This is a genomic window from Brucella sp. BE17 (assembly GCF_039545455.1).
GTDB lineage: Bacteria > Pseudomonadota > Alphaproteobacteria > Rhizobiales > Rhizobiaceae > Brucella.
In genome coordinates, this window is record NZ_CP154468.1 from 208,902 (window position 1) to 220,489 (window position 11,588).

Below are 11,588 nucleotides of genomic sequence, written 5' to 3' on the forward strand. Positions count from 1 at the left end.
CAACCATGCTGAAAATCGGTCAATATCTTGCCCGTTTTTGTGGTGCCGCGATTATGGCGGTTTCTCTGTCGTCGGCTGCCTTTGCTGCCGATATAAGCATTAAGCATGCGCAGGGTGAGACAGCCGTTCCCGCATCGCCACAAAAGATTATCGTTCTTGACCTGGCGACGCTCGATAACCTCGACCGTCTTGATGTGAAAGTCTCCGGTGTGCCGACGTTGGCGTCTTTCCCCGACTATCTCAAAAAATATGAATCGGCCGATTATGCGAAGATCGGCACGCTGTTTGAGCCTGATTACGAAGCGATCAACGCGGCCGAACCCAACCTCATCATTATTGGCGGACGTTCTGCGGCCAAATATGGCGAACTGGCAAAAATCGCGCCGACGATCGACCTGACTGTGCCCGCCAAGGATTTCATCGCCGGAACCAAGGCTAATGTCGAAAAACTCGGACAGATTTTCGACAAGGAAGCGCAAGCCAAGGCTGAAACTGAAAAGCTGGATGTGGATATTACAGCACTAAAGGCGAAGACTGCCGACAAGGGCAACGGTCTTCTGATCCTTACCACCGGCGGCAAGATCAGCGCCTACGGGCCTGGTTCGCGTTTTGGCGTGTTGCATGATGTCTATGGCGTAAAGCCCGCCGCTCCCGATCTTTCCATTGGCAATCACGGCCAGCCAGTCAGTTCAGAGTTTATCCTCAAGGCCAATCCCGACTGGCTTTTTGTGGTCGATCGTGATGCGGCAATCGGGCGTGAAGGTAACTCGGCGAAACAGGTTCTCGATAATGAACTCGTCCGCCAGACGACCGCTTGGCAAAAGGATCAGGTGGTTTATCTCAATCCCCAGAACTGGTACCTCGTCGGCGGCGGTTTAACAGCCTTACATCAGACGATTGATCAGCTTTCAGCAGCGTTCGACAAGGCAAAGTAGATTTTTACCCAGTCGCAGCGGGCCGTCTTTGTCTAAGGACGGCCCTCTATCGTGGCAAGGCAGAAGAACAGGACAGATCGTGAAGGGTTTTGCCGCAACCATCGTTCCGGCTATTTTTATCGTCGCCGTGCTGGCTGTGATCAGCCTGTTCATCGGCGTCGGCGATGTGTCGCTTCATGCTCTTTTGAACCCGAAGACTGCGGGGGAGGCGTGGGAACTGCTTGTCGTCAGCCGCATACCGCGCACCCTTGCCATCATTCTTGCCGGTATGTCGATGGGCGTTGCCGGCATGATCATGCAGATGCTGACACGTAATCGCTTTGTCGAACCGTCAACCGCGGGGACGGTGGAATCTGCGGGTCTCGGCATTCTTCTCGTCATTCTTTTTGCACCACAAACCCCGGTTTTCGGCAAGATGCTGGTAGCGTCTCTGACAGCGCTTGCGGGAACAGCGCTTTTTCTTGTGATCCTGCGCCGCATTCCGATGCGTTCGGTTCTGGTCGTGCCACTGGTCGGCATCATGCTCGGCGGCGTCGTCAGCGCCATCACGACCTTCATTGCTTATCGCTTCGATCTCCTGCAATCATTGAATGCGTGGACCACCGGCGACTTTTCCGGCGTGTTGCGTGGGCGCTACGAGTTGCTCTGGCTAGCATTTGCCCTCACCATCATCGCCTACATTGCTGCTGACCGTTTTACGGTTGCGGGCTTGGGTGAAGATTTCACCACCAATCTCGGACTCAATTATACACGCGTTATGGTGCTCGGTCTCATTATCGTTTCAACGGTGAGCGCATCTGTCATCGTAACCGTGGGCGCGATTCCCTTTCTCGGGCTGATCGTACCCAATATCGTTAGTCAGTTTCTTGGCGACAATATGCGCCGCGCCGTGCCATGGGTTGCGATATTGGGGGCAGGGTTGGTGCTGGCCTGCGACATCGTCGGACGGTTAATCCGCTTTCCCTATGAAATTCCCATCGGCACTATGATGGGTGTGGTCGGCAGTGCGATTTTCCTTTATCTCCTCGTACGGCGGGGATCGCGTCTTGCGTAGATATTCCGCTGCAATCATTGCTGGGCTGGGCTTGCTTGCACTCCTGTCGGCCATTGCCTTCATGACGATTGGTGCCAAGGGAAGCTGGGCCTTCATCTTGCCCTTTCGCGCCACCAAGCTCGCTGCAATGGTGCTGGTCGCTTATTCGATTGCCGTATCGACCGTTCTTTTCCAGACCGTCACCAATAATCGTATCCTGACACCTTCGATCATGGGCTTCGACGCGATCTACATTCTGATCCAGACGATTGCCGTTTTTATCTTTGGCAGCCTTCATGTTGCATGGCTGGGGCCGAACGTGCGATTTATGAGCGAGACTGTGGTGATGGTGCTTTTTGCCGGATCGCTTTATTATTGGCTTTTTTCCGGCGCCGCACGCAGTCTTCATCTGGTCATGCTGGTCGGCATCGTCTGCGGTGTCTTTTTTCGCAGCCTTTCCAGTCTCATGCAGCGCATGCTCGATCCCAACCTCTTTGCTGTGTTGCAAGACCGCTTTTTTGCCAGTTTCAACACCGTCAATTCCGATATTCTGCTGATCTCGGCCATAATCGTGGCCTTTGTTACGCTTTATGGCCTGCGTATGATGCATGTCTTCGACGTGCTGGCGCTTGGGCGCGAACAGGCGATCAATCTCGGTATCGATCACAGCCGTGTCGTGCGGCACATTCTGTTCATGGTCACTGTGCTGGTTGCCGTGTCAACAGCACTTGTCGGGCCGATCACCTTTTTCGGCCTTCTCGTCGCCAATCTTGCTTATATTGTCACCGGTTCGGCGAAGCATCGTCTTGTCCTGCCTGTGGCAGCCTTACTTGCCATCATCTGTATCGTTGGCGGACAAACGATTCTGGAACGCGTCTTCGCCTTCAATACTGCGCTCAGTGTCATCATTGAATTCGTGGGTGGCCTTGTTTTCATCATTCTTCTGGTCAGGGGGCATTCACGTTGATTGAAATCACCAAGGTCAGTAAATCCTATCATGACAGCATCGTCGTCGACGATGTGACCCTTCGCTTGCCGAGAGGCGGTATCACTTCGATCATCGGTCCAAATGGTGCTGGAAAATCGACCCTTCTATCCATGGTGAGCAGGCTTTTGCCGATGGATAAAGGCCGCGTTACAGTTGATGGTCTCGATGTCAGCACGACATCAGGGGATGTGCTGGCAAAACGCCTGTCGATCCTGCGCCAGGAAAACGCCATCCATTCGCGCCTGACGGTGCGCGACCTGGTGACCTTCGGGCGCTATCCCTACTCCAAGGGGCGTCCGAACAGCAATGATCTCAAACATGTTGAACAGGCAATTCATTATCTGGGTCTTGATACGTTCAGCGAGCGATTTCTCGACGAACTTTCCGGTGGTCAGCGGCAAAGAGCTTTTGTTGCAATGGTGCTGTGTCAGGATACCGATTATGTCCTGCTCGATGAGCCGCTCAATAATCTCGACATGAAGCATGCGGCGTCGATGATGAAGCTTCTGCGCCGTGCCGCAGACGATCTAGGCAAGACCGTGGTGCTTGTGCTGCACGACATCAATTTTGCGTCCTGCTATTGCGACCATATAGTCGCCATGCGTGAGGGCAAGGTTGTGCATCAGGGTACGCCGGATCAACTCATTGATCCGGAAATCCTGCGGGATATTTATGAGATGGATATTTGCGTGGAGATCATCGGCGGCAAGCGCATCGGTATCTATTATTTGTAGATACACACATACGGAATGCAGCTCGGTGTGGTTTGGCGTGCGCAGCAATCGCAAATTCGTCAAAAAAGCTTTTCCAATATTTTTCAGAAATAAAAACGTACGCAATGCGGTCTTGTTTCGAAAGCTGCCGGTGAAAACCAACGCACTCTAAAGAAACTTGAGGCCGTGACACAGAAGGCAAGATGCTCGCAACCGGTGGGGGAATGGATTTCTCCGACAGCGCGATCGATGAGGCCATCAAGGAGCTGGAGAATTCGATTGTTAAAGCCGCGGACAAAGCTTGAGCAAAGGCAAGCTTTCGCAAGCAGTTTAGCTGCAAGTCACAGTATCCAGATTAAGCTTTTCAATTCCAGTTGTTCTGACTAAATTAATTCTTGTGGAGATTTTTGTGGGGGGAGAGAATGATAAGCCTCCCTGTAAACAATTTTGGGAGGACATATGTTTAAGCTCATTCTGACTCTTGCGTCCGCAACAGTTCTGACTTTTTCCGGCGGTGCTCTTGCCGAGGATTACAAGCTTCTCGCACCCGCCGCACCGGGCGGCGGTTGGGATCAGACGGCACGTACTATGCAGAACGTGCTTCAGGACGAAAAGATTTCCGGTAGCGTTCAGGTCATCAACGTTCCGGGTGCCGGTGGCACTATCGGGCTTGCGCAATTCGTCAATCAGAACAAGGGCGATGCCAGCCAGTTAATTGTCGGCGGCTATGTGATGGTCGGAGCGATCCTCACCAACAAGTCTCCGGTGACGCTCGATGCCGTGACGCCGATTGCCCGTCTGACCGGTGAATATGAAGCGATCGTCGTCCCGGCAGCGTCGGATATCAAGGATATTGCCGGACTGGTCGAGAAACTCAAAGCCGATCCGGGTTCGGTTTCCTGGGCAGGTGGTTCCGCAGGCGGTACCGATCATATCGCGGCAGGCCTCTTCACAAAGGCTGCAGGCGTCGATCCGACCAAGGTCAATTACATCGCCTTTTCGGGTGGCGGCGAGGCGCTGGCCGCCATTCTCGGTAATCAGGTGACGGTCGGTATTTCCGGTTACGGCGAGTTCGAGGCGCAGATCAAGGCTGGCGCCCTGCGCATCATTGGCATTTCCAGTGAAGAGCGTCTGGAAGGCATCGATGCCCCGACTTTCAAGGAAAGCGGGGTGGATGTGGCGATTGAAAACTGGCGCATGGTCGCCGCGGCACCTGATATCACCGCCGAGCAGGAAGCGGCTATCAATGCCGACATCGAGAAGATGGTGAAGTCGGAAACCTGGCAGAAGGCGCTCAAGGACAAGGGCTGGGCCGATACCTATCTTGCCGGCCCTGCGTTCAAGGAACAGCTCGCCAAGGACACGGCTGCGACCGAGACTATACTCAAGGAAATCGGTCTGGTTAAATGACATCGCCACAACCACAGGAAGAGCGCCGTCCACAGCGGGCGGCGCCGGATTTCGCAGCTCTTGTCATCGCCTTTATTCTGGGCGTAGTCGCCGTCGCAATTGCATGGTCCACCACTTACGGCAACGATGTGATGTCCTATTCGCCGGTGGGTCCGAAGACTGTGCCCTATATCGTGGCGGCTGGTCTGTTCGGGCTTGCAATCTGGACCGTTATCAGTGCTTTGCGTGGTGAATTTCCCGAACGCGAGCATCAGGAAATTGCGCCGATGGCCTGGATCATCGGCGGATTGGCAATACAGATGCTGATCATGAAAACCGCCGGATTTTCGCTTGCGACCGGCCTTTTGTTTGCGGCGACAGCGCGGGGCTTCGGCTATAGCAAATACTGGATCAGCGTTCCGGTCGGTGTCGCCTTCGCTTTTGTGATCTGGTTCATTTTCGCGCGCGGTCTCCAGCTTTCGTTGCCGTCCGGCTGGCTCGAACGCTTCGTTTGAAGGGGAGAGGATCATGGATACTGTCGCACTCCTCGGCCAAGGGCTTCTGGTGGCGCTTGAGCCGTCTAACCTTCTTTATGCGCTGATTGGCGTAACACTTGGCACTGCCGTCGGCGTGCTTCCCGGTATTGGTCCGGCGCTCACCGTAGCGCTGCTCTTGCCGGTTACCTATAAGCTTGACCCGTCCGGGTCACTCATCATGTTTGCGGGCATTTATTATGGCGGCATGTATGGCGGTTCGACCACGTCGATCCTGCTTAATACGCCGGGTGAAAGCGCATCCATTGTTACGGCCCTCGAAGGCAACAAGATGGCGCGCGCCGGGCGCGGAGGCCCGGCCCTTGCGACCGCTGCCATCGGTTCCTTCATTGCCGGTTTGATTGCTACGCTGGGGCTGGCATTTATCGCGCCATGGGTGGTGAAATTCGCGCTGTCGTTTGGGCCGTCCGAATATTTCGCGCTGATGCTGCTTGCCTTCATGACCGTTTCGGCGGCCTTTGGGGATTCGACCCTGCGTGGTCTCACCTCACTGTTCATTGGTCTGGCGCTCGGTCTTATCGGCATCGACCAGCTAACCGGTCAGGCGCGACTTTCCATGGGAACGCCCAATCTGCTTGATGGCATCAATGTGACCACGCTTGCTGTGGCTCTTTTTGCCATCGGCGAAACACTCGCCGTCGTTTCAAGGAAACTCAGCCCGGACGATGAGGTTATTGCGGTCAAAGGCTCGGTCTGGATGACCAAGCAGGACTGGAAACGCTCATGGATGCCGTGGCTGCGCGGCACGGCTATCGGCTTTCCGGTCGGCGCCATGCCGGCGGGTGGCGCCGACGTATCGAGCTTTCTTTCATACTCGGCGGAGCGGCAATTTTCCAAATATCCGGAGGAATTCGGCAAGGGGGCCATCGAGGGCGTCGCTGGGCCGGAAGCGGCCAACAATGCCTCGGCTGCCGGAACGTTGGTGCCGCTTTTGACGCTCGGCCTGCCGACCACGGCGACGGCTGCAATCATGCTGGCGGGTTTCCAGCAGTTTGGTCTGCAACCCGGACCGCTTCTTTTCGTCACCAATGCAACACTGGTCTGGGGGCTTGTCGCAAGCCTGCTCATTGCCAATCTGATGCTGCTGGTGCTCAACCTGCCATTGATCGGGCTTTGGGTGAAAATGCTCACCATTCCCCGTCACTGGCTTTATGCGGGCATTTTGGTCTTTGCCACGCTTGGCACCATAGGTGCCAATGCTTCGACCTCAATGCTGTTCGGCCTGCCGGTTTCGTTCGAGCTGGGACTGCTTCTTGCCTTTGGCCTGCTTGGTTACGTGCTGCGGCGCTTTTCTTATCCAATTGCGCCGGTGGTCGTGGGACTGATTCTCGGTCCAATGGCGGAAAAAAGCCTGCGTCAGGCGTTGCAGATCAGTCAGGGAAATCCGGCCACGCTGGTTCATTCGTGGGTATCGATCACGCTGATAGCGCTTGCGATCGCGGCGGTGGTTGTTCCGATGATTCTGCGCCAGCGCGGTAAAGGTGATCTTCTCAAGCAAATGGCGACGGACGAAGATTAGAGCGCATCCTGAAAACTGTGAAACGGTTTTCGGGATGCACGTCAAAATATAGACTTAAAGCGTATCGTCTGGAGCTTATGAAATGCGATGCGCTTTAATAATAAAGCTCCGCGATAAAGCGGAGCTTTTCATTTCTTCGCAGTTTTGTGTTTGAGCTCTTATCCCTGGATACGGCGGAATTGCTCAACATCTATCCCGAGTGCTTCGAGGTCGCGGGCCGCGGGCTTCTGACCTGCGCGCACTGCAGCTGAGGCACGAACGGCACTGCCGAACTGCGCAAATGCGCGACCAAAGCGATTATTGAAGCCAAACATCCTACTCTCCATTGCGGCGCCGAACGCGCCTTCACTATGAAGATGGGGTCTTACGGGCCGGTTGAGTAGGCTAGGTCCTGCATGACAGCCATGCAGATTGCGCATAATCCTGCGCGCTTGTTTAATGCGGGAAATGGCGGCATTGCTCGTAAATAGATTTTGATGAAAGCAAGGAACTGAACGGCGGCATGGCTATAAGAGAGATCGTGACATATCCCGATGCGCGTTTGCGGGCGATGGCAGAACCCGTCGCGCGCTTTGATGACGCTCTCCGCATTCTTGCGCGTAATCTTCTCGACACTATGCGCGCGGCACCTGGCATCGGCATTACAGCCCCTCATATCGGGATTCTAAAACGGCTTGTCGTTCTTGAGATTCCTGGTCAGAATGGTGCGAAAACCTATGCCAATCCTGAGATCATCTGGGTCTCGGACGAGAAAATTCGCCATCAGGAGGGCAGCGTTTCCATGCCGGGCGAGGTGGAGGAAGTGGAACGCCATGCCCGTATCCGCATTCGCTATCAGGATGTAGACGGGATCGAGCAAATGGAAGAATCCGAGGGGTTGCTCGCCGTCTGCCATCAGCATGAGATCGATCAGCTCAATGGCATATTTTGGTTGGAGCGCCTGTCACGGCTCAGGCGCGACCGGCTCATAAAACGCTATCAGAAACAGCTAAGACTTTAGTCCAAAGATGTCGTGCTTGGTTTGCAAACAATACTTCTAAATTGTATTGATAAAAGTCTTGGTTCGTGTTTCGATCATAACGGGAACGGACTCAAAACATAAATATAAGATCGTCCGAAGAGTTCGAAGAAACTCTCGGAGCTAGTGGGAACAGGCTGGCCCAATTCACGGTTAGCTGAATTTGAGGAGTGGAGCGTTGCGGACGAGTGAGCCGGCGCTGCTTCTGTCTGGGAGGACATCATGAGAAAATTCATCGCCGCTTTGGCGGTTGCTGGCGCTTCTTTTACATTCGCTTATGGGGCACAGGCGCAATCCTATCCCGAGCGCACGATCACCGTTGTTGTGCCGTTTTCCGCTGGCGGGCCGACCGATACCGTCACACGGCTTGTTGCAGAATCCATGTCAAAGGACCTTGGCGAGCAAATCGTTGTTGAAAATGTCGGGGGTGCGGGTGGAACGCTGGGTGCCGGACGGGTCGCCTCCGCTGAGCCGGATGGCTACACCATCCTTCTGCATCATATCGGTATGGCGACAAGTGCCACGCTCTATCGCAAACTTGCCTATGATACGCTCAATGCATTCGAATATGTCGGGCTTGTCACAGATGTGCCAATGACCATCGTGGCGCGCAAGGATCTCGAACCCGCCGATCTCAAGGGGCTGGTGGAATATTCCAAAACCAAAAAGGACGAGGTAACGGTTGCCAATGCGGGCATTGGTGCGGCTTCGCATTTGTGCGGTATGCTATATATGAGCGCGATCGAAACCCCACTCGTCACAGTTCCCTACAAGGGCACCGGGCCGGCCATGACTGATCTCCTTGGGGGACAGGTCGATATCATGTGTGACCAGACCACCAATACGACCAAGCAGATACAGGCGGGCACGATCAAGGCCTATGCCGTCACATCGCCGGAGCGGCTTGAGGTGCTTAAGGACACTCCCACCACCAAGGAAGCCGGTCTTGATGGTATGCAGATAGGTATATGGCATGGCATCTATGCGCCCAAGGGCACGTCTGCCGAGATTACCGAGCGCTTGTCGAAATCGTTGCAAGTTGCCCTGAAGGATCAGAATGTTGTGGCCCGTTTTGCCGAACTCGGTACCGAGCCGTCACCGGAATCCGACGCAACCCCGCAAGCGCTCAAAGACAAGCTCGAAAGCGAAGTCGCGCGCTGGAAGCCGATCATCGAGGCCGCAGGACAATACGCCGACTGATGTGGGCGGGAACGCGCAACGGTGATCTTTCGCATTGTTGCGCTTCCACTCCCGGTCATTGCTCAGCTCCATTATTTTCACCGCATTTCCGCACACGAAAGACGGGAAAACCTCATGAACAAACCTTCTATACAGGACGCTGCTTCGCGCAAATTCAAGCTTGATCCAGCCAATGGCATTTGCGGTGTTCTGCTTATTGTCACCGGTGCCTTCTTTGCTTTCCAGTCTCTTGATCTGGAGCTGGGCACGTCGCTGCGCATGGGGCCCGGTTATTTTCCTCTTGTCCTTTCCTTCGTGCTGGTCTTGCTCGGTCTCGTCATTCTTGTGCAGTCCGTGCGCGTTTTGGGTGAGCCGATCGGGCCTGTCGCATGGCGTGGCATGTTGTTTATCCTGCCCGCACCGATTTTCTTCGGCCTGACGGTTCGCGGCCTCGGCTTCGTTCCTTCGTTGTTCTTTACCTGTCTCATAGCGTCCTTCGCATCAATGCGCATGAAAGCGGTGACCGCTCTCGCGCTATCGTTTGCCATGACGGTGTTTTCCATAGTTGTGTTCAGCTACGGCCTCAGTCTTCCGTTTCGACGTTTTGGCCCTTGGTGGCCGTTTTAGAGCGCATCCCGAAAAGCATGAAACGGTTTTCGGATTAGATGCACGTCAAATCAAATAATGAGAGCGCTGATCGGATGTAATCAGATCGAAATGCGTCCTTGGGAGCGATACTGATGGATCTTTTCAATAATCTCGCGCTCGGCTTCTCGACCGCATCCTCGCTTGTCAATCTGGGCTTTTGCCTGATCGGCGTTCTGCTTGGAACGCTGGTCGGCGTGCTTCCGGGTATTGGTGCAACCGCCACCATCGCGATGCTGCTGCCGATCACCTTCCAGATCGGTGATCCGGTCTCGGCATTGATCATGCTAGCCGGTATCTATTACGGGGCGCAATATGGCGGCTCGACCACAGCGATCCTCATTAATATGCCGGGCGAATCCTCATCCGCCGTCACCGCTATTGATGGTTATCAGATGGCGCGCAAAGGCCGTGCGGGTGCAGCTCTTGCCGTTGCTGCAATCGGCTCGTTCTTTGCCGGTACGGTCTCGACCTTTCTGGTCGCGATTTTCGCGCCGCCCTTGACCGAAATCGCACTCAAATTTGGCTCGGCGGAATATTTCTCGCTGATGGTGGTGGGGCTGGTATCTTCGGTCGCGCTGGCGCATGGTTCCGTCATCAAGGCGCTAGCAATGGTCGTGCTGGGCCTGCTGCTCGGCCTTGTCGGTACAGATATTTACACCGGCGCCCCGCGCTTCACGCTTGGCATTACCGAATATGCGGACGGGTTGAATTTTGTTGCCGTTGCAGTAGGCGTTTTTGGTATTGCCGAAATCCTGCGTAATCTGGAAAGCGAGCAAACGCGCGAGCTTTTAATGGCGAAAGTAACCGGCCTTATGCCGACACGCGATGATTTCCGGCGTATGGCAGCACCCATCTTGCGCGGCACGGCCATCGGTTCGGCGCTAGGCATCCTGCCCGGTGGCGGCGCGATCCTTGCTTCCTTTGCGTCTTATACGATTGAAAAGCGCGTTTCCGACGCGCCGGAAGAATTCGGCCACGGTGCTATTGCCGGTGTTGCGGGGCCAGAATCGGCTAATAATGCAGGGGCTCAAACCTCTTTCATTCCCATGCTTACACTTGGCATTCCGGCTAATCCGGTCATGGCCTTGATGATCGGTGCGATGATCATTCAGGGTATCGTTCCGGGCCCGAATGTTGCAACCGAACAACCAGCTCTTTTCTGGGGTGTTATAGCGTCGATGTGGATCGGTAATCTGATGCTGATCATCCTCAACCTGCCTCTGATTGGGCTGTGGGTGAAGCTTCTGACCGTGCCCTATTACATGCTGTTTCCCATCATCATGACGTTCTGTGCTATCGGCGTCTACAGCGTCAACTCCAACATCTATGACCTTTACGCGGTCGCCTTCTTTGGCTTCATCGGTTATGTGCTGGCAAAACTGCGCTGTGAACCAGCACCTCTTCTGCTCGGCTTTGTGCTGGGGCCGCTTTTGGAAGAGCATTTGCGGCGCGCCATGATTCTGTCGCGCGGCGATCCTTCAACCTTCGTGACCCGACCGATCAGCGCGATCCTGCTTGCTATCGCGGTCATGGTTTTGATCGTGGTGTTGTTACCACAGGTGCGCAAGAAGCGTGACGAGGTGTTCGTCGAGGAAGCCTGAGGTGGCAGGAC

General features: G+C 54.8%; 12 protein-coding genes. 11 read left to right on the forward strand and 1 reads right to left on the reverse strand.

Annotated features, from left to right (window positions below):
* Window positions 1-5: 5 nt before the first annotated feature.
* The 7 genes from AAIB41_RS12420 (at window position 6) to AAIB41_RS12450 (ending at window position 7,131) form a co-directional block, all read left to right on the forward strand.
* Window positions 6-935, forward strand: a complete 930-nt coding sequence (locus AAIB41_RS12420) for a siderophore ABC transporter substrate-binding protein (protein ID WP_343315602.1) — start codon at window positions 6-8, stop codon at window positions 933-935.
* A 79-nt stretch (window positions 936-1,014) separates the two neighbouring features.
* Window positions 1,015-1,989, forward strand: coding sequence for an ABC transporter permease (locus AAIB41_RS12425; RefSeq protein WP_343315603.1), 975 nt, complete (start codon window positions 1,015-1,017; stop codon window positions 1,987-1,989).
* The gene (locus AAIB41_RS12430; protein ID WP_343315604.1) at window positions 1,982-2,935 is read left to right on the forward strand and encodes an iron chelate uptake ABC transporter family permease subunit; all 954 of its coding nucleotides are present in this window, start codon (window positions 1,982-1,984) and stop codon (window positions 2,933-2,935) included. The genes AAIB41_RS12425 and AAIB41_RS12430 overlap by 8 nt, the downstream gene beginning before the upstream one ends.
* Window positions 2,932-3,690 carry an ABC transporter ATP-binding protein gene (locus AAIB41_RS12435; protein ID WP_343315605.1) on the forward strand — a complete coding sequence of 253 codons (759 nt, stop codon included), beginning with the start codon at window positions 2,932-2,934 and terminating at the stop codon, window positions 3,688-3,690. The genes AAIB41_RS12430 and AAIB41_RS12435 overlap by 4 nt, the downstream gene beginning before the upstream one ends.
* A 438-nt stretch (window positions 3,691-4,128) precedes the next feature.
* Window positions 4,129-5,079: a tripartite tricarboxylate transporter substrate binding protein gene (locus AAIB41_RS12440; RefSeq protein WP_343315606.1), complete on the forward strand. Its 951-nt coding sequence runs from the start codon at window positions 4,129-4,131 to the stop codon at window positions 5,077-5,079.
* Window positions 5,076-5,573, forward strand: a complete 498-nt coding sequence (locus AAIB41_RS12445) for a tripartite tricarboxylate transporter TctB family protein (protein ID WP_343315607.1) — start codon at window positions 5,076-5,078, stop codon at window positions 5,571-5,573. Before AAIB41_RS12440 ends, AAIB41_RS12445 begins: the two co-directional genes overlap by 4 nt.
* A gap of 13 nt (window positions 5,574-5,586) precedes the next feature.
* Window positions 5,587-7,131 (forward strand): tripartite tricarboxylate transporter permease, encoded by a 1,545-nt coding sequence (locus AAIB41_RS12450; protein WP_343315608.1) that lies wholly within the window; start codon window positions 5,587-5,589, stop codon window positions 7,129-7,131.
* A 158-nt stretch (window positions 7,132-7,289) separates the two neighbouring features.
* On the opposite strand, the gene AAIB41_RS12455 is transcribed toward AAIB41_RS12450, so the two are convergent.
* Window positions 7,290-7,445, reverse strand: coding sequence for a hypothetical protein (locus AAIB41_RS12455; RefSeq protein WP_343315609.1), 156 nt, complete (start codon window positions 7,443-7,445; stop codon window positions 7,290-7,292).
* 188 nt (window positions 7,446-7,633) lie between these two features.
* On the opposite strand from AAIB41_RS12455, the gene AAIB41_RS12460 reads away from it, so the two are divergent.
* The 4 genes from AAIB41_RS12460 to AAIB41_RS12475 all read left to right on the forward strand — a co-directional run bounded on the left by AAIB41_RS12460 (window position 7,634) and on the right by AAIB41_RS12475 (window position 11,577).
* Window positions 7,634-8,131: a peptide deformylase gene (locus AAIB41_RS12460; protein ID WP_343315610.1), complete on the forward strand. Its 498-nt coding sequence runs from the start codon at window positions 7,634-7,636 to the stop codon at window positions 8,129-8,131.
* Window positions 8,132-8,371: 240 nt separating this feature from the next.
* Window positions 8,372-9,349, forward strand: coding sequence for a tripartite tricarboxylate transporter substrate-binding protein (locus AAIB41_RS12465; protein WP_343315611.1), 978 nt, complete (start codon window positions 8,372-8,374; stop codon window positions 9,347-9,349).
* Between the two features lie 114 nt (window positions 9,350-9,463).
* Entirely contained in the window at window positions 9,464-9,955 is a 492-nt protein-coding gene (locus AAIB41_RS12470) for a tripartite tricarboxylate transporter TctB family protein (protein WP_343315612.1), read from the forward strand.
* A gap of 113 nt (window positions 9,956-10,068) precedes the next feature.
* Window positions 10,069-11,577, forward strand: a complete 1,509-nt coding sequence (locus tag AAIB41_RS12475) for a tripartite tricarboxylate transporter permease (protein WP_343315613.1) — start codon at window positions 10,069-10,071, stop codon at window positions 11,575-11,577.
* Window positions 11,578-11,588: the final 11 nt, after the last annotated feature.

Coding starts and splice junctions, on each gene's coding strand:
- AAIB41_RS12450 (WP_343315608.1), top strand. CDS start 5,587: ATGGATACTGTCGCACTCCTCGGCCAAGGGCTTCTGGTGGCGCTTGAG.
- AAIB41_RS12470 (WP_343315612.1), top strand. CDS start 9,464: ATGAACAAACCTTCTATACAGGACGCTGCTTCGCGCAAATTCAAGCTT.
- AAIB41_RS12465 (WP_343315611.1), top strand. CDS start 8,372: ATGAGAAAATTCATCGCCGCTTTGGCGGTTGCTGGCGCTTCTTTTACA.
- AAIB41_RS12420 (WP_343315602.1), top strand. CDS start 6: ATGCTGAAAATCGGTCAATATCTTGCCCGTTTTTGTGGTGCCGCGATT.
- AAIB41_RS12460 (WP_343315610.1), top strand. CDS start 7,634: ATGGCTATAAGAGAGATCGTGACATATCCCGATGCGCGTTTGCGGGCG.
- AAIB41_RS12440 (WP_343315606.1), top strand. CDS start 4,129: ATGTTTAAGCTCATTCTGACTCTTGCGTCCGCAACAGTTCTGACTTTT.
- AAIB41_RS12455 (WP_343315609.1), bottom strand. CDS start 7,445: ATGTTTGGCTTCAATAATCGCTTTGGTCGCGCATTTGCGCAGTTCGGC.
- AAIB41_RS12475 (WP_343315613.1), top strand. CDS start 10,069: ATGGATCTTTTCAATAATCTCGCGCTCGGCTTCTCGACCGCATCCTCG.
- AAIB41_RS12445 (WP_343315607.1), top strand. CDS start 5,076: ATGACATCGCCACAACCACAGGAAGAGCGCCGTCCACAGCGGGCGGCG.